This is a genomic window from Clostridium minihomine, from assembly GCF_900240385.1.
Taxonomy (GTDB): domain Bacteria; phylum Bacillota; class Clostridia; order Oscillospirales; family Acutalibacteraceae; genus Faecalispora; species Faecalispora minihomine.
In genome coordinates, this window is the sequence record NZ_OEQH01000002.1 from 31,864 (window position 1) to 56,809 (window position 24,946).

General features: G+C 46.5%; 19 protein-coding genes and 1 tRNA gene. 7 read left to right on the top strand and 13 right to left on the bottom strand.

Translation table 11 applies throughout. The features are described 5' to 3' along the window. Positions 1-106: 106 nt before the first annotated feature. From C1A02_RS03890 to C1A02_RS03910, 4 genes are all read left to right on the top strand, one after another. On the top strand, positions 107-1,411 hold the full coding sequence (locus C1A02_RS03890) for a putative DNA modification/repair radical SAM protein (protein ID WP_101696919.1): 1,305 nt from the start codon (positions 107-109) through the stop codon (positions 1,409-1,411). Continuing rightward, positions 1,399-2,262 (top strand): TIGR03915 family putative DNA repair protein, encoded by an 864-nt coding sequence (locus tag C1A02_RS03895; RefSeq protein WP_101696920.1) that lies wholly within the window; start codon positions 1,399-1,401, stop codon positions 2,260-2,262. The genes C1A02_RS03890 and C1A02_RS03895 overlap by 13 nt, the downstream gene beginning before the upstream one ends. A 339-nt stretch (positions 2,263-2,601) precedes the next feature. Beyond that, positions 2,602-2,985, top strand: coding sequence for a hypothetical protein (locus C1A02_RS03900; RefSeq protein WP_129588139.1), 384 nt, complete (start codon positions 2,602-2,604; stop codon positions 2,983-2,985). Between the two features lie 222 nt (positions 2,986-3,207). Continuing rightward, positions 3,208-4,437 carry an NRAMP family divalent metal transporter gene (locus tag C1A02_RS03910; RefSeq protein ID WP_101696923.1) on the top strand — a complete coding sequence of 410 codons (1,230 nt, stop codon included), beginning with the start codon at positions 3,208-3,210 and terminating at the stop codon, positions 4,435-4,437. Between the two features lie 76 nt (positions 4,438-4,513). Here C1A02_RS03910 and pfkA read toward each other — a convergent pair whose 3' ends face one another. The 6 genes from pfkA to hprK all read right to left on the bottom strand — a co-directional run bounded on the left by pfkA (position 4,514) and on the right by hprK (position 13,016). After that, the gene (gene pfkA, locus C1A02_RS03915) at positions 4,514-5,485 is read right to left on the bottom strand and encodes a 6-phosphofructokinase (RefSeq protein ID WP_101696924.1); all 972 of its coding nucleotides are present in this window, start codon (positions 5,483-5,485) and stop codon (positions 4,514-4,516) included. Between the two features lie 114 nt (positions 5,486-5,599). Further along, entirely contained in the window at positions 5,600-9,136 is a 3,537-nt protein-coding gene (locus C1A02_RS03920) for a DNA polymerase III subunit alpha (RefSeq protein ID WP_101696925.1), read from the bottom strand. Between the two features lie 123 nt (positions 9,137-9,259). Next, a complete protein-coding gene (whiA, locus tag C1A02_RS03925) occupies positions 9,260-10,165 on the bottom strand; it encodes a DNA-binding protein WhiA (RefSeq protein WP_101696926.1) in 906 nt (301 codons plus the stop codon). A gap of 9 nt (positions 10,166-10,174) precedes the next feature. Next, positions 10,175-11,032 carry an RNase adapter RapZ gene (rapZ, locus tag C1A02_RS03930; protein ID WP_101696927.1) on the bottom strand — a complete coding sequence of 286 codons (858 nt, stop codon included), beginning with the start codon at positions 11,030-11,032 and terminating at the stop codon, positions 10,175-10,177. A 27-nt stretch (positions 11,033-11,059) separates the two neighbouring features. Beyond that, positions 11,060-11,971 carry a UDP-N-acetylmuramate dehydrogenase gene (gene murB, locus C1A02_RS03935; RefSeq protein WP_101696928.1) on the bottom strand — a complete coding sequence of 304 codons (912 nt, stop codon included), beginning with the start codon at positions 11,969-11,971 and terminating at the stop codon, positions 11,060-11,062. Positions 11,972-12,026: 55 nt separating this feature from the next. Then, a complete protein-coding gene (gene hprK, locus C1A02_RS03940; RefSeq protein WP_101696929.1) occupies positions 12,027-13,016 on the bottom strand; it encodes an HPr(Ser) kinase/phosphatase in 990 nt (329 codons plus the stop codon). 529 nt (positions 13,017-13,545) lie between these two features. Between hprK and C1A02_RS03945 the strand changes: the two genes are divergently transcribed. After that, entirely contained in the window at positions 13,546-14,733 is a 1,188-nt protein-coding gene (locus tag C1A02_RS03945; RefSeq protein WP_101696930.1) for a glycosyltransferase, read from the top strand. A gap of 181 nt (positions 14,734-14,914) precedes the next feature. On the opposite strand, the gene secF is transcribed toward C1A02_RS03945, so the two are convergent. The 4 genes from secF to asnS all read right to left on the bottom strand — a co-directional run bounded on the left by secF (position 14,915) and on the right by asnS (position 20,314). Beyond that, positions 14,915-15,874, bottom strand: a complete 960-nt coding sequence (gene secF, locus C1A02_RS03950; protein ID WP_101696931.1) for a protein translocase subunit SecF — start codon at positions 15,872-15,874, stop codon at positions 14,915-14,917. Further along, the gene (locus tag C1A02_RS03955; RefSeq protein WP_101696932.1) at positions 15,871-17,280 is read right to left on the bottom strand and encodes a preprotein translocase subunit SecD; all 1,410 of its coding nucleotides are present in this window, start codon (positions 17,278-17,280) and stop codon (positions 15,871-15,873) included. The genes secF and C1A02_RS03955 overlap by 4 nt, the downstream gene beginning before the upstream one ends. A gap of 161 nt (positions 17,281-17,441) precedes the next feature. Continuing rightward, entirely contained in the window at positions 17,442-18,728 is a 1,287-nt protein-coding gene (locus tag C1A02_RS03960; RefSeq protein WP_101696933.1) for an aspartate aminotransferase type Ic, read from the bottom strand. 191 nt (positions 18,729-18,919) lie between these two features. After that, positions 18,920-20,314, bottom strand: a complete 1,395-nt coding sequence (gene asnS / locus C1A02_RS03965; RefSeq protein ID WP_101696934.1) for an asparagine--tRNA ligase — start codon at positions 20,312-20,314, stop codon at positions 18,920-18,922. A 695-nt stretch (positions 20,315-21,009) separates the two neighbouring features. On the opposite strand from asnS, the gene C1A02_RS03970 reads away from it, so the two are divergent. Both C1A02_RS03970 and C1A02_RS03975 read left to right on the top strand, forming a co-directional pair. After that, positions 21,010-21,096 (top strand) — tRNA-Ser (locus C1A02_RS03970). A gap of 594 nt (positions 21,097-21,690) precedes the next feature. Further along, complete coding sequence (locus tag C1A02_RS03975) at positions 21,691-22,227, top strand: superoxide dismutase family protein (protein ID WP_306437206.1); 537 nt, start codon at positions 21,691-21,693, stop codon at positions 22,225-22,227. A gap of 632 nt (positions 22,228-22,859) precedes the next feature. On the opposite strand, the gene C1A02_RS03985 is transcribed toward C1A02_RS03975, so the two are convergent. The 3 genes from C1A02_RS03985 to C1A02_RS03995 form a co-directional block, all read right to left on the bottom strand. Then, positions 22,860-23,303, bottom strand: a complete 444-nt coding sequence (locus C1A02_RS03985) for a hypothetical protein (RefSeq protein WP_243577913.1) — start codon at positions 23,301-23,303, stop codon at positions 22,860-22,862. Between the two features lie 89 nt (positions 23,304-23,392). Next, the gene (locus tag C1A02_RS03990; protein ID WP_101696936.1) at positions 23,393-24,091 is read right to left on the bottom strand and encodes a DUF4367 domain-containing protein; all 699 of its coding nucleotides are present in this window, start codon (positions 24,089-24,091) and stop codon (positions 23,393-23,395) included. Continuing rightward, a complete protein-coding gene (locus tag C1A02_RS03995; protein WP_101696937.1) occupies positions 24,081-24,623 on the bottom strand; it encodes an RNA polymerase sigma factor in 543 nt (180 codons plus the stop codon). The genes C1A02_RS03990 and C1A02_RS03995 overlap by 11 nt, the downstream gene beginning before the upstream one ends. Positions 24,624-24,946 lie beyond the last annotated feature (323 nt).

A 24,946-nucleotide genomic window follows, 5' to 3' on the forward strand; every position in this document is an offset into this window, starting at 1 on the left:
GCGCTGTTTCAAAATAAATCGCTTTATTATGCCCCAAATATTTCCCTTTACAAAGAACATATGTTTGTGTTAAAATAAGCAAAGAAATCAAAGGGAGGCAAGCCGGATGCAAACGCTGGAAAAACTAAAATTATTATCCGATTCCGCCAAATATGACGTGGCGTGTACCTCCAGCGGAGTTGACCGCGGCGCATCTCAAAACGGCGGGATGGGCAGCGCCTCATCCGCCGGAATCTGCCATAGCTTTTCGGCGGACGGCCGGTGCATCTCTCTGTTAAAAGTGCTGATGACCAACTGCTGCGCCTATGACTGCCAATACTGTGTCAACCGAAGAAGTAACGATGTTCCCCGTGCCGTGTTTGAGCCCCGGGAACTGGCTGACCTGACAATGAATTTTTATCGCAGAAATTACATTGAAGGGCTGTTTTTAAGTTCGGGAATTCTGAAAAATCCGGACTACACCTGTGAACAGATGATCGAGGTCGTGCGGATCCTTCGCGAAGAATATCGCTTTAACGGCTATATCCACGCCAAAGCCATCCCCGGGGCAGACAGCCTTTTGATTCAAAGACTGGGCACGTTAGCCGATCGGATGAGCGTAAATATAGAACTGCCCTCTCAGCAAAGCCTCCATTTACTGGCGCCGGACAAATCCAAAACTAAAATTTTAAAACCTATGGGCTTCATCACCGGAAAAATCAAAGAAAACTCCTCTGAAATGGTGCGCTACCGCCATGCCCCCAAATTTGCCCCGGCAGGCCAAAGCACCCAAATGATCATCGGCGCTACACCGGACACCGATTTTCAGATCTTAAAGCTGACCGAAGCTTTGTACCGGCGCTATGAACTCAAACGGGTCTTTTTCTCTGCTTATATTCCGGTTGCCGATAACCCGCTTCTCCCGGCGCTGACAGTAAAGCCGCCTCTTTTAAGGGAACACCGGCTGTATCAGGCCGACTGGCTTTTGCGGTTTTACGGTTTTCAGGCCGACGAACTGCTGGATGAGAAGCACCAAAGCTTTCATCCCATGCTGGATCCCAAATGCAACTGGGCGCTGAATCATTTAGAGCTGTTTCCGGTGGATATCAACCGGGCTCCTTATGAATTGATTCTGCGCGTTCCGGGAATCGGGGTCAAAAGCGCCCGGCGCATCCTTGCCGCCCGGCGCGCCGGAACCCTGCGCACTGAGGATTTAAAAAAGCTGGGTGTGGTGATGAAGCGGGCCCGTTTTTTTGTCACCGGATCGGGAAGGGGCGAACGCCCCCCGGCTTTGACCCCGGACGCCGTGCTTCGAGCCTTGGTTTCTGATTCCTGTAAGGAACAGTTTTTGCCTCAAGGCGAACAGCTTTCTCTGTTTGCGCCTCAGGCGGCAGAGCTGACCGCAGAGGAGGTTTGGAAATGCCTTTCGTAAACACCCCAAACAGCGCTTACCGGTACGACGGCAGCTGGGACGGCCTTTTGTGCTGTTTGTTTGAAACCTATGAGCGAAAAGAAATGCCCCAGACTATTTTTTCTCACGAAGACACTCAGCTGACTTTATACCCGGCTGTGGAAATCCTCACTGATCCCAATCGGGTAAAAAGGGTGCAAAAATCCATGCCGGGGAAAATCGGTTCCGCCGCCAAACAACTGGCAGAGGATGCTTTTTTAACCTGTCTGCCCCAAAAGGAGCTTTGGATTCTTCGGTTTTTACGCCTGGCCTTTCGAGAGGGACCCCGCGTAATGAATCAGCTGACCCATCCCGCCGTTCACATGTTGAATAAAGCGGTACTTCACCTGCATCAGGAAAGCCACCAATATCAGGGATTTGTCCGCTTTACCGTGTCCGGCGGTGCGCTTTCTGCAGTGATTGAGCCGAAAAATCAGGTTCTTCCCCTGTTGGTTCCCCACTTTTGCCAGCGGTTCTGCAACGAAGCATTTCTGATTTATGACAAAACGCATGACATGGCTTTGGTGTACCAGTCCGGCCGCCACGAAATTTTGCCCCTTTTGGCCTTTGAGCCGCCGGAACCAGATGAAACGGAGCAAAACTACCGTGAGCTTTGGCGCTCTTTTTATGATGCGATCAGCATTAAAGAGCGAGAAAACCTGCGCCTGCGCATGACTCATATGCAAAAACGGTATTGGAATCACCTGACCGAAATGCAGCCCCGGCCGTTTCGGTATCCTACAGAGACAGCCCCGAAAACGGAACAAAAACAGCCTTCTTCCAAAGAAGCAAAAGGGAACAACATGGGGCAAAAGAAACGGCTTCTTCCCTGACGCGAATAATAGCAGCAACGGTCTGTGCTCTTTCACATAATGGCATCAAAAAAACTGCATACTAGAATTGCTTTGGCTCTCATCCGCTCGGCATTCTGACAAGCCTCTAAAACACATTCGAAACTAGGGCGTGTTTGTAAATCATCCGTGTGCCCAACAGAAGAAAACGCAAAGCAAAAAACACAGGTACCGATTTTTCGTCATGTTTCCGTGTACTGTGGGGAGTATAAACACAATTTCAAATTGAAAAGCAATTCTGATTCCATATATGAGGGATACATCATAAATATAAATAGCGAAAAAGAAAAACAATTTGTCCAAAATTTTATTACAGCCAGAATGCGGGAACGCTTATGGTTTGAGCTAAATCACCCCCAAAAGCGTATGCGAGCCATCGGGCGGTTTTGTCACACAGCAGATCAACTGCTGATTCCCCAAACAATTTACATCAAAGAAAGCAAGTTGTCTGTTGCGGAAATATCACGGGTGGTATGCACATTTGTCCCTGCCAAAAGCTCTTGTTATGTGCTGTCGTATTATTCGGACTTGGATGCCTGCGATATGCCTTTGACAGAAGCTTTGAATCAATGTATTGGGCTTGGGATGCCATCCATTGTTATTCTGGATGCAAAAAATGTGGTTGTGGAAACAGAACAGTCCTTTGGCCCCTCTGTAAAATACATTTTGCATATTGATTCCCCTCATTTTCCTTTTGACTTTTAAGCACAGTTTAAAAAACAAAAATCCCCCGGAATCGTTCCGGGGGATTTTCATCGAAAAAGAACAGAAAAGGCCAATCAAAAAGCAGTTTTTCCAAATATCAAATGCCATTCTTCACCTGCAAACGCAGGCTTTTTTGATGGAAGGTCTTGCTTTTCCCCCTGCGGCAAGGTACGATATTAAGGCAGGACATTTTTCCGCAAAATACATAAAAGGAGCCACCACATGAACCATCTGGAATCTGACCAGAAGCAGAAGCGCTCTGCTCTGCTGGCAGCTGCTTTTTTAACAGGAGCCTCCTCTATTGGGCCGGGCTTTTTAGTACAAACCTCTTTGTTTACCGCCCAGCATGCCGCCAGCCTGGCGGCGGCTGTGGCAGCCATGATTCTTTTGGATATTATCACAAAGCTGAACATCTGGAGGGTTTTAGGAATTTCCGGCCTGCGGGGGCAAGAGCTGGCCAATCGGGTATTGCCCGGCTCGGGAAACGTGATTGCCGTTCTGGTCACCTTTGGCGGATTTACCTTTGCCATCGGGAACATCGGCGGGGCTGCGCTGGGTCTGAACGCTGTCTGCGGTCTTCCGGTGCAAATCGGATATGTTCTTTCCAGTGGTCTGGCCATTTCCCTGTTTTTGGTGAAAAATGCCCGTTCCGGGATCAACCGCGCCTCTCAAGTATTAAGCGTGATGGTACTGGTTGTTTTAATCATTATGGTGTTTCAAACCAAACCACCCATGGATCAGGTGGCAAAAGGGCTGATTTTCCCTGAGCAGCCTTATCTGTTATTATTCCCGCTGATTACTCTTTTGGGCGGTTCCACCGGCGGCTATATTTCATATGCGGGTGCACATCGCTTTCTGGACTATGGCATTACCGGAAAAGAAAACTTGAAAGGGATTCAAACCAGCACATTAATTTCTTGCGGAATCACCGGATTTTCCCGGATTCTGATTTTTTTAGTGGTATTCGGTGTGTGTGCCAGCGGCGGAACTTTGGCTGCCCAATCCATTGCAGCAGCCGAAAACCCCGCAGCACAGGCTTTTTTGTTGGGTGCCGGGCAATTTGGTTCGCGCCTGTTTGGCCTTGCGCTGTTTTGTGCCGGAATTACCACTATTATCGGTTCTTCCTATACCTCGGTTTCTTTTCTAAAAACACTTCATCCGGTGATTGAAAAAAATGAGAAATGGTTTATTACCGGGTTCATCGGCCTGGCAGCTATTTTAATGGCAACCATCGGCAAAGCCACCGCATTGCTGGTGATCGCCGGGGTAATCAACGGCTTTTTGCTTCCCCTAACCCTTGCCATTACTTTGTGGAGCATTCGCGACAAGAGCATTGTGGGCGAAGACTACCATCACCCCAAATGGCTGGTTATCACCGGAATTCTGGTCACGCTAATCACGACTTATGCTTCCTTTGTGGCGCTTCCGGCAACTATGGAATTATTTTTTTAAGAGCTGTTGAAAACAAAGAAAAAGACGCTGTGATTCCGTCAAACGGAACCAGCGTCTTTTTTAATTGAATGAATGCTCAAATAGAAACCTTCAGCGCAATCTGATACAAATCCGCATCAAAATCACGGGGCATCTGCAAAGCCTGTGTAATATCAAAATCCACAATCTGGCTGTTCTGCATAGCCACCACACGGTTGCTCTTGCCTTCTTCCAGCAGCTTTACCGCATGGTATCCCATTTGAGTGGCCACAACCCGATCCCGCAAAGTGGGGGATCCACCACGCTGCACATGACCCAAAATGGTTGCGCGGCTTTCAATGCCGGTATTGCGCTGAATTTCCTTCGCCAGCTCTTCCACCGGGCAATCGGCGCCTTCGGCCACCACAATAATAAAGTGACGTTTGCCGATGCTTTGAGTATATTGCATGCGCTTATAAATATCGCGCTCTAAATCATAGGGCTGTTCCGGCACCAAAATCGCCATAGCACCCACCGCAATGCCTGTATTCAGGGCAATGTCTCCACAGCGGCGCCCCATTACTTCCACCACACTGCACCGGTTATGAGATTCCGTGGTGTCACGCAGGCGATCCACCATTTCCATGGCAGTATTCATGGCCGTATCGTAGCCAATGGTATACTCGCTGCAAGCAATGTCGTTGTCAATTGTACCGGGTACACCAACACAGGGAATCCCGGCCTGAGTCAAGTCTCTGGCGCCGCGGAAAGAGCCGTCACCACCAATGACGATTAACCCTTCAATTCCCATCTTACGGCAATTGTCTGCTGCCAGCTGAACCCCTTCGGCAGAATTGAATTCAGGGCTGCGGGCGGTATACAAAACGGTTCCGCCCGTATGGATAATATCTGACACGCTGCGCAGATTCATTTCTACCGTATCACAATTAAGAAGCCCGTTATAGCCCCTGTGAACCCCCAACACTTCCATTCCGCTGGAAAGGCCGGTACGAACTACCGAACGCACCGCGGCATTCATTCCCGGTGCATCTCCGCCGCTGGTTAAAACGGCGATTCTTTTGATCCCCATATCTCGTGCCCTCCTGAATTAAGATGATGGATTTATTTGTCTTTTTATTATATCCCGTTCCCATGGGCAAAACAATGGATTAAAGTTTCTACTATATGGATAAAAGTTGCCTTGCTAAACAACTGCCACATTTTCTTCCCCCAACAACTCCCGCAGAGCCTGCAACAAAATATCGTTCACACTGACCCGGTATTGAAGGGGAGCCTGCATCAGCTTTTTGGTGTCTGTAAAATACAGATACAAAGGGGTTGTTCCTTCAAACACGGCAATGTATTGCATTGCTTTTCGGTAACGAGGATGCTCTTTTCCCGGCAGCTTTAAATACAGCCCCGGCCGGCTGGATTGTTTTTTTGGTGCCGCAGAATTCCCCGGTTTTGGGCGAACCGAATCACCGTCTGCTACGCCTTGGCTTCCCATGCTACCCAGCCGATCTTCCGAAGGCGGGGGCTGAATTTGTTCGCAAACCAGCTTTGCATCTTTTTCTTCCGTCAGACTCAAACGGCCCCGAATCAGCACAATATTGCCTTCAGCCACCTGTTCCCCATACCGCTCCAGCACATTGGGGAACACCAAAAATTCGATAGAGCCAAACATATCCTCCAGCAAAAGAAAAGCCATGCGGCTTCCGCTTTTGGTTACTTTCAGTTTCACCGAAGAAATCACACCCAACAGAGTTAAAACTTCCCCGTCCCGATACCGCCCGGTCTGCTCTTTGACATCTTCCAGCAGTTCCCCGGTGCGGGTGGCGCCAATTTGATCGTACCTCTTTAAATATTGGCTCATGGGGTGCCCCGAAAGATACATCCCGGTTACTTCTTTTTCCATAACCAACTTGTCTGCATCCGAAAAATCCTGCATGGGCGGAATGTGAAACCCCGGTTCCTCTGCCTGAAGAGCGGGGGTGTCAAAAAAGCCCAGCTGGCCGTCTACATTTCGCCGCTTATCCGAATCCAGAGTATCTAAAATATTCGATATATTATTCAGCATCTGTCGGCGGTTGTATTCCAAAGAATCCAGCGCCCCGCATTTGATTAGGCTTTCCAGCGCACGGCGGTTTAAATCCTTTCCATACATCCTTTTGCAGAATTGATAAAAAGATTCAAACTTTCCGCTTTGCTCCCGTTCCAGCAATAAATTGCGCAAAAAGCCGTCCCCCAAATTCTTAACCGCCAACAGTCCAAAGCGAATATCTCGCCCGGCCACCGTAAATCCCCGGCGGCTCTGGTTCACATTGGGGGGAAGAACCCGAATCCCCATACGGGAGCATTCGGCGATATAAGCCGCGATTTTATTGGTATTGTCCAGCACGCTGGTCAATAGCGCCGCCATGTATTCCCGGGGATAATGACACTTGAGCCAGGCAGTCTGGTACGAAATGGTGGCATAGGCCGCTGCGTGAGATTTATTAAACGCATAAGAAGCAAAGCTTTCCATCTCGTGAAAAATCGCCTTTGCCGCTTCCTCATCCACGCCCCGGCGCACACAACCCTCCACCTCAATGGTGCCATCCTCTGCGATAAGGCCATACAAGAAAATCTCTCGTTCGCGCTCCATCACGTCCGCCTTTTTCTTAGACATGGCTCGGCGTACAATGTCTGCGCGGCCCAAAGAGTATCCCGCCAGCTTGCGAAAAATCTGCATGACCTGTTCCTGATACACAATGCAGCCATAGGTAACATCCAGAATATCCGCCAGCATCGGGTGCCGATAGGTAACCTTTTCGGGGTGGTGCCTGTTTTCGATATACCGGGGAATGGAATCCATGGGGCCCGGCCGGTAAAGCGAAATCACTGCAATTAAATCTTCTAAATTTTCCGGGCGCAGCTGCATAATCACACTGCGCATGCCCCCCGATTCAAACTGGAATACGCCGTCGGTAGAACCGGCGGTTAGCATTTCAAACACTTTGGGATCCTCCAGTGAAATAGCGGATATGTTGAATTCCGGCTCATTCAGGCGAATGGATTCCTGCGCATCATTGAGCACCGACAGATTGCGAAGCCCCAAGAAATCCATCTTTAAAAGGCCCAGTTCTTCCAACGTGGTCATAGTGAATTGAGTCACAACGGCGTCACCGTTTTTCGCCAGAGGAACATAAGAGCTGACCGGCTGGTCGGTAATCACTACCCCTGCCGCATGGGTAGATGCATTGCGAGGCATTCCCTCCACCTGCTTGGCCATGTCAATCAGTTCTTTTATTTGGGGATCGGTGTCATATCTGGCACGCAGATCCGGCGAAGTTTTCAAAGCCTTTTCCAAAGTAATATTCAGTTCCATAGGCACCAATTTTGCCACGGAATCCACCACATTATAAGGGATTGCCATGGCTCTGCCCACATCGCGAATTGAGCCTCGGGCCGCCATTGTGCCAAAGGTGACAATCTGCGCCACGTGATCTGCGCCATATTTTCTTACCACATATTCAATCATTTCGCCCCGGCGTTCGTCGCTGAAATCGATATCAAAGTCAGGCATACTGACCCGCTCGGGGTTTAAAAACCGCTCAAACAAAAGCTGATAGCGAATGGGATCAATTCCGGTAATCCCCACACAATATGCCGCCAAGCTTCCGGCGCCGGATCCTCTTCCCGGCCCCACCGGAATTCCCACCGATTTGGCATACCGGATAAAATCGTAAACAATCAGGTAATAATTTACATACCCCATGCTTTCAATCACCTGAAGTTCATATTCCAGCCGTTCCAAAATTTCCGGTTCTGGATTTTCCCCATAAAAACGATGAAGACCCTGATAACATAAATCCCGGAAAAAAGCGGCATTGTCCTCCCCGTTGGGCGTTTGGAATCCGGGCAGCTTGGTGTGTCCGAACTCAAATTCCACCCGACATCGGTCGGCTATCACCACCGTGTTGTCACAGGCTTCCTTTGGGAACAGCGCGCGCATTTCCTCTTCACTTTTTACATAAAACTGATCCGTGGCAAACTCCATTTTGTCCGGATCCTGAATGGTATGGTTGGTCTGAATACAAAGCAGAATCAGGTGCACCCGGCTGTCTTCCTGACGAATATAATGGCAGTCGTTGGTGGCGACCAATGGAATTCCCGTTTCTTCGGACAACCGCTGCAAACCGGCGTTAACCTGCTTTTGTTCCCGAATTCCATGATCCTGCATTTCCAGATAGAAATTATCTTTTCCGAAAATACTTTGATATTTCAGCGCAACCTGTTTGGCAGCAGCATACTCGTCCGCCGTTAAAAGGCGGGGGATTTCACCGGCAAGGCAGGCAGAAAGAGCAATCAGCCCTTCGCTGTACTTCTCCAGCAATTCCAAATCCACACGGGGTTTGCTGTAAAATCCTTCTGTCCAGGCGTGAGAAACCAGCTGAATCAAATTCTGATAGCCCGTGTTATTTTCGCACAGCAGCACCAAATGATAAGACTCATTGTCCAGCCCATGCACCTTATCAAAACGGGTGCGGCGCGCCACATACACCTCACACCCGACAATCGGCTTTATCCCATTTTTTTGAGCAGCACGGTAAAAGTCCACCGCCCCATACATCACACCGTGATCGGTAACGGCAACTGCTGTTTGTCCCTGCTCTTTCACAGCCTGCATCAAAGGCTGAATGCGGCAGGCACCGTCCAGCAGGCTGTATTCCGTATGCAAATGCAGATGCACAAATCCCATGGTTTGTCCCCTTTCTGCGGCCTAATGCCGCTTTCTGCCTTATCTCTGCAGTGTATTTCTTCCCCTGAAACCAGAACGCCGCCGGTCAAAGCATTTTTGGCTTTAACCGGCGGGCACACGGCATTACTTTAAATTTTCCGCTTCTTCGACCAGCCGCCGCAGCCTGTGGTTTACCCCGGAACGGCTGACCGGCGTTTGAAACAGCTGCCCTAATTCCCGAAGAGAAAGCTCCGGATACTCTAAACGAAGTTCCGCAGTTTCCCGCAGCTCTTGGGGCAAATTCGCCAGCCCCACTGTATCTCGGATTTTTTCAATCGCTTCCACCTGTCTTACGGAAGCACTGACTGTTTTATCAATATTGGCAGTTTCAAAATTCGTCTTTCGGTTGACATTATTGCGCACTTCTTTTAGCATGCGAACCTGCATCAGTTCCATTGCCGCACTGCCCGCACCCAAAAGAGCCAACAAATCCGCAATGCGATCCCCGCCCTTAATATACACCACAAAATAGCCTTTGCGGTTCACCAAAGCCGGGTGAAAATCCATTCCATCCCGCAGAATCGCCATGACGTCCTTTGCCAGATTCATAAAGGGAAGAATGAATTCCAAATGATAATCTTTGTTGGGATCTGTCACCGTTCCGCAGGACAAAAATACCCCCCGCAGAAAAGCCGCTTTGCAGCAATCGTTTTCCAGATTAGAATGGTTAATCCGCAGGCTGATTTCCTGACCAGAATACCCGAATTCCGACAAAACCTTTTGCCGCTGGCTTTCCTGAGTTACGGTTAAAGTATAGCTGCTGCGGTGATACGAAACCGCCGTTCGCACATCCACAATGGCCCCGGTTATCTGAGCCGTGAACTGCGCCGCCCGGCGTGCCACCCGCGCGTGCTCTGTCATCAAAGTGATGGATGATAACGAAAAACTTTTGGCACACAGCAAAAGGCCGTAACACTCTGCCTTTTTACAGCAGGAATCTTCCGGTTCTATTCTGCATAATTCCGACTTGGTATCATATGAAAACGACATGGCGTGCTCCTATTTGTGAATATCCCTGTGATTCACACTGGCTCTTTTATTGTTTTCTAACAGATGGTTATAAAGAAGCTGTGCCAGCGCCACCGAACGGTGCCGACCGCCGGTGCAGCCAATGGCAATCACCAGCTGACTCTTCCCCTCGTCACAGTACAGGGGAAGCATGTAATCGATCATATCAATAAACCGGCGAATAAATCCCTGCGTTTGATCCCACTTCATCACATATTGCCGCACCGGTTCATCCAATCCGGTTTGATGTTTTAATTCTTCCACATAAAACGGATTCGGCAAACAACGCACATCAAACACCAAATCCGCCTCTGCCGGTATCCCGTATTTAAATCCGAAGGATACACAGTGAATCATCAGCGCCGCGGATGCGTCCCCCAAAAACAAACTGGAAATCCGCTCTTTCAGCTGTGCAGGTGATAAAAATGAGGTGTCAATAATATAGTCGGAGCATTCCCGAACCGTTTTCAGGATTTTACGCTCCATCTGTACCGCCTGTTCCAGAGATCCCAAATATTCTTCTGCCAGCGGATGCTTTCTTCTGGTTTCTTTAAACCGGTTGATAAGCACCGCATCGCTGGCATCCAGAAACAGAATTTTGTACTTCTTGCCTTCTTCCCGCAACAGCGCCAGTGTTTCAGATAAACTGTCAAACAATGTGCCGCCCCGGATGTCCGTCACTGCCGCCACCCGACTAAAGCCTTCCTTTGCCTGACTGCAAAGATCATAAAAAGTGGGGATTAGCTTAGGCGGGATATTATCCACGCAATAAAACCCAATGTCTTCCAGTGCGTTGACCGCCCGGGATTTTCCCGCACCGGAAAGCCCCGTTACAATGATAAATTCCATTTTCTTCCCCCTGCCATTCCGCCCTGATTATTGCCCAATTCGTTTTACTTCACATTCCAGTTCGATTCCGGTTTCTTTTAAAACCGTAGATTGAATCATAGAAATCAGCCGCAGCACATCTTCACAGGTGGCATCCCCTCGGTTTACAATAAACCCTGCATGCTTGCTGCTGACCATTGCGCCCCCCACACATTGTCCTTTCAGGCCGCATTGCTCAATCAGCGTTCCCGCAAAATTTTGGGGAGGGCGCTTGAACACGCTGCCCGCACTGGGCATTTCCAATGGCTGTTTGGACTTTCGGCGGCCAATTAAGTCATTCATTTTTTCTCGAATTTGATCTTGTTCGCTGGGGCACAGCTGCAAATTTAAAAACAAAATGGCCGAACCGTTTTGACTGTATGCACTGTGCCGATAAGAAAGATCCAATTCATCACCAGACAAACTGCCAAACTCTCCATTTCTTGTCATGTGCTCACAAGATATCAAAATATCTTTCATTTCACCGCCATATGCGCCCGCATTCATAAAAGCCGCACCGCCGGCCGTCCCCGGAATTCCCCAAAGAAATTCTGCACCGGACAAAGAATGATTCAACGCAAAAGAACACAAAGAGGACAAGGTGGCCCCTGCGCCGCACCGCACCAAGTTCGAATCCTGCAAAGTAATTTCGTTAAATTGACCTGTCAGGGCAATCACCATTCCGCGGATTCCTTCATCGCTGACCAGCATATTAGAGCCGTTCCCCACTACCATGTAAGGCACTTCCAGCCGGTTGGCTTCCATTGCCAAGGCCTTCAGGCTTTCCAGACAATCCGCAAACACAAATAAGTCTGCCGCACCGCCGATCCGGAAGGTGGTGTGTCGGCACATCGGTTCATTAAAAGAATAGGTACAGCCCAAGCGATTGGCTGTCGCGCCCAATTGTTCAATTCGGTTCATAGATGCCTCCTCTATTTCATATTAAAATGAGATACGGGAGCCATCCGCCCCGCAGTTACAAATCAAAATCCAATTTTGTTTCTGTGGGCTGCAGCATGCCCACATCCATTCCCAAACTGGTTAGAAGATCCTGAGCCGCATTGTATCCCATCTTTTTCTGACGGTTATTCATGGCCGCAACCTCAATGATGACAGCCAGGTTTCTGCCCGGCTTTACCGGAATCGTCAAAATAGGAACCCGGATTCCCAAAATTTCCGTATAATCATTGTCGAGTCCCATTCTGTCATAATTTTTAGAACTATCCCACTGTTCCATACTGATGACAATATCAATTTTTTCCGTCACCTTAACAGCGCCCATACCGAAAATACGCCGTGCATTGATAATGCCTATGCCTCGCAATTCAATAAAATGCCGGATATTTTCCGGGGAGGAACCCACCAAAGATTTTGCCGAAACACGGCGAATTTCCACCGCATCATCAGCAATCAGACGGTGACCGCGTTTGATCAGCTCAATGGCTGTTTCGCTTTTTCCCACGCCGCTGTCGCCTACCAAAAGAATGCCCTCGCCATACACTTCCACCAAAACCCCGTGGCGGGTGATTCTTGGTGCCAGCTCTACATTTACATAAGAAACCAAAGCCGCCATTAAATCGCTGGTGGGTTCCGAAGAACTGAACACCGATACCCCGTAAATCTGGGCTGCCTCCAGCAGTTCCGGCAGCGGCTCAATATCTCGCGCCACAATTACGGCTGGGGATTTTTTGGAAAGCAGTTTATTCAGGGAAATCTGCCTTTCCTCGGGAGTAAAGCTATTAAGGAACGCGGTTTCAGTATTGCCCATAATTAAAATTCGATGCGGATCAAAATAATCAAAAAAGCCATTTAATTCCAAGCCCGGGCGGTTTACTTCTCGGGAAGAAATCAAAACTTTTTCGGGATCATGGGGCATATAGACCGGCCGAAGGGAAAGCTCTTTAATCACTTTAGCAAGTGGAACTGTGAAAGTCTGTGGTGTATTGGGATGTTCAAAGCCGCTCACTTTTATCACTCCTTGATTTACCCTGAATCAATGGTATTTTAACAAACCGTTTTTCTATCCTTATTATAGCTCAAACCCCGGGATAATTCAACGATTGGTCATTCTAAAGTCAAATTCCTGAAATTCAGGAAAGAATTGATTGGAAAGAGAAAATTTATGGTATAATATAACCTCACGCAGGTTCAGCCTGAACATACATCACAATAAAAAAATTGCTTTACTGCACACAGCTGTCGGTTTTTAAGCGAAGATCCCCTGTAACCAAGATGCTCTGAACGAGCCAACACATTAAATCAGCCAATCGCCGACCTGAAAAGCAAAAGCCGTGCACTAACTATAACAAAACAAAACCCATGTAACGAAGCAGAAACAACAGAAAGTCTGTTGTCAAATAATAAATAGTTGGTAAAGAACAGTTGGCCTTATGCCGCCAAAAAAGCACCGTTGTGCCCCAAAGCCAACTGCGCTTTGGATTGTTCTGCTGTCCGAATAAGCCGGACACATGGATTTACCAGAACCGGGAGGAATTATGAAAATCGCTATCTTTACAGAAACCTATCTGCCCCAAACCTCCGCTGTAGAAACTCAGGTTCTGCTGCTGGCGCAGACCCTGATTCAGCTGGGCCAAGAGGTACTGGTGGTCAGCACTGACGTGGAGTCGGATGAATGTTATTTGGAACAACACACCTTGTTCGGCCCGGCCAAACCGACGCAGTCCATCTATGGGCAAAACGGCAAACGTACCAAACTGAATCTGCTGAAAGATTTTATTGATGATTTTGACCCGGATGTCATTCATTTATTTACGTTTTGCTCCGTTGGCAGCCTGGGGCTCAAATACGCTTTATCCCATGATCTTCCGCTGATTACCACGGTTCAAAATACACATGACGTCAATGAAGGCTTTTATGGAAAAGGACTGCGCCGCTTGTGGAACAAAAAGCTTTGCCAAAATACTTATCAAAAAGCACTGGCCTTTTCCGATCTGGTAACCAGCCCATCCCAAAAAATCCTGCACAAAATTCGTCCTTTATGCAAACACCAGCAGTTGACAGTTTCCCCTTTGTGCGTGGACACTGAGCTGTTCCGGAAGCGAGATTCACAGGACAAGGATTTCGATTCCATCCGCCGCCTTTTGGGAATCACCGGAAAAATCGGAGTCCTGTTCGTGGGCACACTGGGAAAAGACAATCAGGTGGATCTTCTGTTGGAATACTGGGCCAAGCTGTCCAAAGAACAAAACCGGCTGCATCTGTCCATTGTGGGAACCGGCCCGGAGCTGGAAGAACTGAAGCAAAAGGCAAACCTTTTGGGGGTTTCTTCAAGAGTTACCTTTGCAGGGGATATCCCCCGCGAAAAAATACATTTGTGTTATCAGGTTTGCACCGCCTTCTTCAGTGCATCTGATTCCAACGCCATGAAGGCAGCCCCCATGGAAGCTATTGTCAGCGGCCTGCCGGTGATTCTTCCCAAAGAAAGTGTGGGGGCAGAACTGTTGGTAGAAGGTGTAAATGGTTTTTCTTATGAGTCGGCGGAAGAAGTGGGAACTATCCTGAAAAACTTTGCTTTGCTTTCCCCGGAAAAAGAGGCGGCCATGAAAAAACTGGTGGCTCGCACTTTGGAAACGGTAACGCTGGAGGAACAGGCCAAAAGCTTTTTGCAATGCTACACTTTAACGCAAAAGCATCACTACAAAAAAGCAGCTGATTTAGAATGATTCCATTCCAGCGGATTGGTTGAAATGAAAACAGTCCCAGCTTGGGTGTTCACACCCGCCGGGACTGTTCTGATTTTTTCAAAGGCAAACTGAAAAGCGCCAAACAATATTTTCTTTCGGATCAGAAAAGGGACTCCATTTTCATGGATGTCCCTTTTTCGCTACATCATAAAATATTATATCAGCGAGCGGAAGCAACCTGCTTTTTCTTGGCCTTATGCTTCTGCCACATCACATACAGCGGCCCCGCGATGCAAATGGAGGAATAGCAGCCGGATACGATACCCACCATCATCGGCAGCGCAAAAGTCTGCACAGAGCTCAAATCATAAATGACACCCACGATATACACAATCGTAATCGCAACAAAGGTGCAGCCCGCCGTGTATACGGAACGGGTTAATGTCTGATTGATGCTGGTATCCACCAACACGCTGTAGTCGGTTTTCGGGCCCATCAGCTTGCGGTTTTCACGGATTCTGTCATAGATGATAATCGTATCATTCAAAGAGTATCCCAAAATGGTGAGGACTACTGCGATAAAGTTATCATTAATGGGCATTCGGAAAATCACGAAGGTAAAGTAAACCAAAATCACGTCATGCAGCAAAGCGATAATCGCCATAGAACCCGCCGACATACCGCCAATCTTCTTAAAGCGCAGCGCAATGTAAACGATCAGCAGAATGGTAGCAAGCAACACCGAAATCAGGCACTTCATAAAAAAGTCGCGGCCCATAACCGGGTTAATGGAACTGGATTCCACCACAGAAAACCCTGCATTGGGATATTCTTTGGCCAAAGCAGCCGCCACTTCCTGCTGGTTTTCCACAGTCAGTGCATCTGTTCCGGAAAAAGACAAAGCCACATTATTGACACTCTGCTCACTTTGTGTGCTTTTTACATTGGTGTTGATGCTGACGGAAACTGCCTTTTGGGTGGTATCTTCCACAATCTTCTGCACTTTTTCCTGATCAATGGTTCCCGTGTAAGAATATTTGATCAAAGCGCCGCCGGTAAACTGAATGTCCATCTGTGTGCCGAACACGATATTAAAAATCAAGCCAATGGCCAGAAAAGCCAGAGAAATCCCAAAATAAATTTTTCGGTTTTTATAAAATCCAATCTGAAATGTTTTCATTTTGCGGCACCTCCGTACAGCCATTTGCTGCGTGCAAACTTAAACCCGGAGATCGATTTGGTCATCAATCGGGTCGCAGTAACGCCCATGATAAAGTTGCCTATGGTACCGATCAACAAGGTATATCCAAAGGAATAGATAGACCCGGTAGTTGACGGCCCAAACAGTGCCGACAAAATATTGCTGGGGCCAAACACACCCATCAGAATCACAGCCACGATAATCACGGTAATGTTACCGTCAAAAATTGCCCAGAAGCTGTTGGCATTGCCCTTTTGAATGGCTCCATCCAAAGTTTTGCCCGCCCACAGTTCTTCTTTGATTCTGGTTGCCGTAATGATGTTGGCATCCACACCCATACCAATGGAAAGGATAATACCCGCTACACCGGGCAGCGTCATGGTAAAGCTGTTCAGAAACGGGAAATATCCCGAAATAGCCGCAAAAGACACAGCAACTTGTCCCAACAGTGCAATGACGGCGATACAGCCGGGCAGCCGGAACATGACCAACATAAAGATTGCCACCAGCGCAAAAGCAATAATACCGGCCAGACGCATCGCATCCAACGAAGATTCGCCCAAAGAGGGGCTGATGGTCTGGAAATTGGTGGTAACCAGCTTAAAGGGAAGGGCACCGGCGCTGATTTTCGCCGCCAAATCAGAGGCTTCGGTTGCCGTAAAGTTTCCTTCAATGGTGCATTTTCCGTCGCTAATCACCTGATTCACGGTGGGCGCAGAGATCATAACGTCATCCATCCACACCGAAATCGAGCCATTGAGCAGCCGTTCGGTGGCCTCTGCAAACTTTTCAGCCCCCTCGTCACTCATTTCCAGAGCTACCAAATACTTGGTTTTTCCGGTTTTCTCATCCTGATACATCTGGGGCTGGGCAGACACCACTTCGCTTCCCTGCAAAATAATAGTATCTTTGGTAACACCTTTGGGTGTTTTATAAACAGGTTCCCCATTCGAGCCTGTTTCTGTGGTTTCGTATTCGGCTCCCTCTCGGAAGGTGAGCAAAGCAGTGGCACTCAGTTCCTGAATTGCCTGCTCGGGATCAAAATCCTTTTCATCGCTCTTCCAGGGGAAACGCACAATAATACGGTCGTTATTGTCATCTGTATAGATTTCATAATCCGTAATATTGTTTTTTACCAGGCGCAGCTCAATTGTTGATTTGGCCGCCGCTAACTGGGTTTCGGTTGCGTGCTGCCCGGTCTCCGGGGTAAAGGTTGCTTCCACTCCTCCGCGGATGTCAACTCCCCATCGAATATCTCCCGCACCTTTCACATATGTCGTGCGAATATCTCCGTTTTGCACATATACGCCGAAGATCGAAGTATAGGTTAAAAACAAGATAAGGAGGGCAACGATGAAAAACACCGGTTTTCCTATTCGCTTCATGCAGATATCCTCCAATAGCATTAAGGTTTCCGCGGCTGCGTTCCATAACAGAACCGCAGCCGCGTAGATAACAAAATTTATTATATGATTATACCTGCAAAAAGTCAATGGAAAAGCCCCGGATATCGACGGCAAATGGGCTGATTCTCAAAAAAGTCTTATCATTCAGCAGAAGCGCCCAACAGCTTTTCTAACGCTGCCAGCCGGGTGCTGACGCAGAACACCGCCACCGCAGTCCTCATTTCTTCTAAAGACGGGAAGGTGGGAGCCACACGAATATTGCTGTTTTTCGGATCTTTGCCGTAAGGGAATGCGGCACCTGCGCCTGTCAAGACCACACCTGCCTGCTTGCACAGTTCCACCACGCGCTTTGCGCAGCCTTCCATCACGTCTACACTGACAAAATAGCCGCCGTTGGGCTCTGTCCAAGAAGCGATGTTCTTGTCACCCAGCTCAGCGCGCAGAGTATCCAGTACCACTTGGAACTTCGGTGCAATAATTTCCTTATGCTTTTTCATATGTTCCAGAATTCCATCCACATTTTTAAAATAATTCAAATGGCGAAGCTGATTGAGCTTGTCGGGCCCGATAGTCTGGAAAGACTGATGTTTGCGGAATGTCTGGCAGGTTTTCTCGCCTGCCGCCATGGCCGCAACGCCCGCGCCGGGGAAAGAAATTTTAGAAGTGGAGCAGAAAAACACCGGAATCTCTGTATTGCCTGTTTTCTCACATTCCGCATACAAATCCAAAAGCTGATCGGGTGTATCTGTTAAATCATGAATGCAATAGGCGTTATCCCACATCACCTTAAAATCGGGTGCAGCGGGTTTCAGTGCTGCAATGCGGCGCACAACCTCATCGGAATAAGTGGTTCCCAAAGGATTGGAATATTTCGGCACACACCACATGCCCTTAATGGAGGCATCCTGCGCAACCAAACGCTCTACCATATCCATATCCGGTTCGCCGTCTACCATGGGAACCAGAATCAGTTCAAAGCCGAAATGCTCAGTAATGGCAAAATGACGGTCATACCCGGGGGAAGGGCACAAAAATTTTATCTGATCTTGTTTGGACCAAGGGGTGCATCCGGAATAACCGTGAGTCATCCCGCAGGAAATAAAGTCAAACATCAAATTCAGGCTGGAATTGCCACCGATAATGACATTTTCGGGTTTCACCTGCATGAATTCTGCAAAAATCGCTCGCAGACCCGGCAATCCGTCGGGCATTCCATAGTTTCGCAGATCGTCACCGGTGGAGGCGATCACATTGGAATCCGCAGTCAACGCATTGAGCATATCCATCGTAAGATCCAGCTGTTCGGGCGAAGGTTTTCCCCGTGCCATATTCAGCTTCAGGCCTTGTGCCATGTAAGCATCATATTCTTTTTGTACTTCCTGCTTCTCCAGCTCCAGTTCTTGTCTGGACAACAAATTATATTCCATTTGAGCATCTCCTTTTCCAAACCTGCATAAATGTTATTTAAAGTATTACTATTCTAATATATTCAAAGCAAAAACGCAAGTTAAATTTATCGTTCCTGCATTTTTGTGAGATTTAGCAGATTTTTTACAGAAAAGTAGAGCAATTTGCTTTTTTCGGCTTAATTTCTTTCTATTTTTAGTAAAATTCCTTCTTAAAATTCTGCGGAACCGGTCGTGCGCGGGAAAGGTAATACATCCCGAATATTCGAAATTCCGGTGAGATACATCACCAGACGTTCAAACCCCAACCCAAAACCGGCATGTTTTACTCCGCCATAGCGCCGCAAATCCAGATACCACCAATATTCCTGCTCGTTCAGACCAGCCTCTTTCATTCGGCTGAGCAAAAGATCCAGCCGCTCTTCCCTTTGGCTTCCACCAATGATCTCTCCGATTCCGGGAACCAGCAAATCCATGGCCGCCACTGTTTTCCCATCCTCATTCATCCTCATATAAAACGCCTTGATTTCCTTGGGATAATCCGTTACAAAAACCGGCTTTCCAAATACCTGCTCCGTCAGATAACGCTCATGTTCTGTCTGTAAATCGGCGCCCCAGCTGACCTGATATTCAAACTTGTCGTTTTGAGGAATCAGCAGTTCCACCGCTTGGGTGTAAGTTACATGGGCAAATTCCGATTCCGCCACATGGTGCAGACGATCCAGCAATCCGGTATCCACAAATCGATTGAAAAAGTCCAGCTCCTGAGGGCATTCCGCCATGACTGCACGAATCACATACCGCAGCATTTCTTCTGCCAATTTCATGTCGTCAGAAAGTTCGGCAAAGGCAATTTCCGGTTCCACCATCCAGAATTCCGCTGCATGACGGGCGGTATAAGAGCGCTCCGCCCGGAAGGTGGGCCCAAATGTATAAATTTTTCCAAAGGCCAAGGCCATACATTCGCCTTCCAGTTGGCCGGAAACCGTCAGCGAAGTGTGCTTTTGGAAAAAGTCCTCGCTAAAATCAATGGTACCATCCTCCTGCAATGGGGGATTCTGCAAGTCCAGCGTTGTCACATGGAACATTTCCCCTGCACCTTCACAGTCACTGGCGGTAATCAATGGCGTATTGGCATACACAAAGCCCTGCTCCTGAAAAAAGCGGTGAATTGCAAACGCCGCCACAGAACGAACACGGAATGCTGCGCTGAACAGATTGGTTCTGGGGCGCAGATGAGCAATGGTGCGCAGAAACTCCACCGAATGCCGCTTTTTCTGAAGAGGATATTCGGGAGAAGAAACCGCCTCCACTGTAATTTGTTCTGCATGCAGCTCACAAGGCTGTTTGGCTTGGGGTGTCAGCTCCAGCTTGCCGGTAATGCGCAAAGCGGCACCCACATTTTGACGCGTGATTTCTGAGAAATTTTCTACTTTCTGCGCTTCAAACACGATTTGCAAGCCCTGAAACCCGCTTCCATCGTTTAAATCAATAAATCCCAGTGCTTTGGAATCCCGAATGCTTCTGACCCACCCGCAAACGGTAATGGACTTTTCAGCATACTCCTCCGGTGACTTGAGAATTCTGACAATCTCCAGACGTTCCATAAAACCAATCCTCCTAAAATATTATAAATTGTGACGTCTTGCCCTGCCCAACAGGAAACAGACAGAATACAAAACAGAAAATTTTATGTTCCATTCTTCCAGGTACCGCTTTAAAAAAGATTCTTCTAATTTTTCCTTTTCCCCAGACCGGATCAAACCCTTTCTTAATTAAGAAGAAAGAAGACAAAAACTTGCCAAGGCTTCACCTTTGGAATTCGGGAAAAGTCCATGCAAAACAACAGTTTCGTGTCGCACGCCGCACCATTGTGGGCGGCGCTACCGCTCATTCGGTGTCTCTCTTCTCAGCAGTCCAGAGGAAAAATTATTTCAGCGTGAAAGCAGGCAGCCAAGCGTGGTAAAGTGCAAAGCCCCCATCAGCCTTTCCCGCAATGTGCGTGCAGGCTCAGCCTGCCTTCCGCTTGCGGTGTGAGGTTATTTAAACCAGAACTCCCCTAACCGCTGAAAACCACTGCTCTAAAGTCTAAATTTTAAACTAAGCTATGGTGCAATGTTCTCTCAGCCGCCGGAAGCTTTGCTTCCGCTTGCGGCGTGAGGTTATTATAACATTTTTTCCCGATAAACTGCGACAAAACAAAAAAAATTGCATGATATTTAAAAATACACTTGATTTTTGCAAAAAGATTCGATATAATAACAAAGTCGTCGGTATTGAGCCATCGCTTAACCGAGTATTTGGAGAGGTATTCTAATTGGTAAGGAGCCACATTGGAAATGTGGTGTGCCGCAAGGCATTGTGCGTTCGAGTCGCATCCTCTCCGCCAAAAAAAGCGCTGAACTTTTTATAAAGTTCAGCGCTTTTTCTTTGTATCGCCAACTTAATAAACAAAAAGCAACAACAGTCTTTTTTGCTTTACCTAGACTTCATCTTCTGTCCAGTTTCTTTTTACAGAACAACTTTGAAAAAATCTCACGCAATATTTCACTTTACATTTAGTAAAAGAAAAATCAACAAATGATCTTTTGTTTTTGAATGAATCGATTTATTTTACAAAGCAACTTTAGTTTACAAAATGTAACATATTAAATTTATATACTTAAAGTAAATTTAAATTGATTTTATAGAAGATTAATGTCTTAAAACACAGCCAACAAAAAGAAATTCACTTCCTTTTACCCTCAAAACACAAAATCAAAAACAACTTATAACTATACTATATGTATAATTATATCAAATTTTAATTGCTTTTGTTTTATTTTTTCCTCTTTTCTGCCACGAATCGAGCGAAAAAGAAAATGCTTTTACACAGGAATCCAAATGTTTTGCGTCTTACCAATACGGTGTGTAATATCAGGTCAAACGTTTTTCTTTGCATTTTCCTTCTCTTGTGCATAAAATACCGCAGGAGGTTTTTACGTTGTATGATGATATCACATCTTTTCAAAATACCCTAAAGCGTTCCCCGGACGCTGTGGCTATGGTAGCCGGAAGCCCCGCATACCCTTCTATCCGCGGGAAAGTTTATTTGCATCAAATGGCAAGCGGCGTTCTGCTGACCGCATGGATTAATGGTCTGCCCCAAAGCAAAGAATCCTGTGCGCCCAATATTTACGGGTTTCACATCCATGAAGGAAACATGTGCAAAGGCAATGCAGAAGATCCGTTTGCCGATGCCGGGCTTCATTTTAACCCTAAGAATTGCCCGCATCCTGCCCACGCAGGAGATCTTCCCCCTTTATTTGGGAATCAGGGATTTGCTTATCTCTCGTTTTTTACCGATCGTTTTATTGTTTCGCAAGTAATTGGCCGCACTGTGATCATTCATTCCCATGTGGACAATTTTACGAGCCAGCCTTCCGGGGATTCTGGAACTAAAATTGCCTGCGGCGTGATTGAACGTCCCAAACGGCAGCAAACCTGCCAAAGATGTTCTGCACATCCCCCTCTCTGCTAAAACAACGAAAAACACATAGCACTCGCAGTCCCAAAACAATTTGACTGTTTTGGGACTTTCCTTTTGCCTAAATTCCTTACTAGGCCTGTCAGGAATTCGGGCAGGAAGCGAAAGCTATGTGTCTTTCTGTATATCTTTTGGAGGAGACGCTTGTAAAAAAGGTAAAAGGAATTATGAATACTGCGATGTATCCATTCGGTAATGACATCTTTTAGAGGAAAAACGATAAATCACCTAAAGCTTATCTCTATCCCACTTTATCCGGATATTTGCTTTATGAAAACAGTAAAAATGAAAATACAAAATAGGAATTTACTTAATTTTGCATTGATAAAATCCAAAATCTGATACAAAAACTGATTCTGTAACAACTCTTGAATTTCTGCCGTTTCTGTACTTTCTTTTGCTCTTAATACAAATAATAAGTGGTATAGTACCAGCATCAGGCTATAAAAAAGGGCGATAAGTAATAAATAGGGGATGGCCAGCTGTCCAAACGAAAAAAATTGGATAAAAACAAAGGTACACAATAGCAAATTGATTGCCATAACCATCTGTTTGATGTAATATTTCGCATGTTTCCGCAACAGCCAACCCCCTTTCGCTGTTTTCAGAAAATGTTGAAAAAGGACTTAATATGTTACCGTTTTGCTGTAAATCAGTCCCTGTTCAGCTCCGGTGGCTCCGTTTACCACATAAGTGGTGGCAACACGGTATTTGCCTTTGGATACCTGATACTGTTCAGCTATGATTGCAACATTATCTTTCGTAGTTACCGACCACTTTTTAACATTCGTCCAAGAACTTCCGCTGGCCTTCTGCAATACACTCTCCAAATAAATGGTATGACCAGAGGATGTTCTGGTGCAATCACTTTGAATATCAGCCTTACCCGAAGCAGAGATAACCAAAGTGGAACTTGCAGCGCCAATATTTACATAATAGGGCTGCACAATTCCAATGGGGCTCAAGGGATTCAGATTAGCCGCCTTCACAGTTGCTGCAGATGCAGGCAAAGCGGTTAGGGATAGCACTACCGCGCACAATCCCACAGACAAAAAAGACTTCATTTTCATCAAAAAACCTCCTTATGATATGATTCCATACATAAAGACAAATCTAAGGACGGTTTTGTGACATGTTTTTCCAAAATATTTTTATTTTTTTATATTTTTTCTTTTTGAGCTTCTAAAACGCCTTCAGCAATCTTCAAAATAGTTTCTTTATCCAGTGTACTTTGGATTTGGTAGGTATATCGATCATCATGCCACAAAAAGAGTTGATTGTTCTGATTCGATATATAAACAGCAGACAAACCGTTCCATTCAGCCTCCTCAAGCTCAACTCCTTCTGTATTCAAATGAATAGAATTATCTTCGATTCGTTTTTGTTGGTAAAAAATAAAATCTTCTTCCTTTTTATATTGCAGAAAAAATACATTACTTTTATATTCTCTTACCAATTCAAAGCCATCCGGAATAAAGGTAGGATAAACCTCCTGAATATATTCCACCTGATTAACGGTAGCTTCTTCTTCCTCCCAAAAAAGATGAGTTACCTTCTCATAGATTTGGGCGGCAAAATCCCCGATCTTCTCCCGCACGGGGGGTACGGCAAGGACTGACACAGAAAGCACGGCAATTAATGCGGCAATCAAAACCAATGTCTTTTTGCGCAGATGCAGCAATGGCTTTTTGCGCGGCAATTGCTTTTTGCTTTTCCGAATCAACTTTCGCATTTTTCGTTCAAATTTTAATGAAAAAGTGTGTTGTATTTGCTCATCGTTCGGCAAAGAGTTCATCTCATAAAAATCAGCACGAATCAATGCTTCCTTTAATTCTTCTTCCGTAAAGTTATAGGACATTCGATGTGCTCTCCTTTTCTAAGATGCCCTTGAGCTTATTTCTGGCCCGTTCCAAACGCTTGCGCACCGCATCCTCAGAAATATCCAGCATTGACCCAATTTCTTCATTTGAATAATTCATAATGTACTTTAATTTTAAAATATCCCTGTGAATCACCGGCAATTCTGAAATAGCTTTGATCAACTCGCCCGAATCTTCCTGAGGTAAAGAAAAAGGCTGCATAAACGTGTCTTCCATCTGATCCAAAGACAGTTCTCCTTTTCTTCTGCGGCTTCTGTACAAGTTAATGGATTCGTTCCTAACAGTAATAACAACGTAGCTCTTCGTTTTGTGACCGTCAATTTCCACAATCTTATCAAAATTCTGAATTATTTTTAAAAAAGAGCTATGAACAGCGTCCTCAGCCAGCTGTTCATCCCGCAGTATTTTGTTAGCCACATAAAACATCAGCTTCCGGTATGTAGTATAAATCTGTTCAAATTTATTTTTGTCTTCTTCTGATTCAATGAGTGCTAAATAAATTGGTAGCATGTGCGTCCTCCCCACCCTTTCAAAAAGGGTCTGCTTCTCTGCATTATTTACGCAGGAATTTCCCAAATAAATCCAATTGTTGGTATTTCAAAGAATGATTGATTTTAGCTGCCAGGGTTCCCATTGACCCATAGCAAACACTTTCCGCAAAAATAAACTATGTAAAAATGGACAAAGAAAAGAGACTGTCCTGTTCGAAACTTCATTTTACGCCGCACAATAAACCCTGGTGATAAATAGAAACTCACCGGATTTACCGCGCCAACGAAAAGATGAAATCTCCTTTCGGACACCCCCTTTTTTATCCATAAAAACCTGGCAAA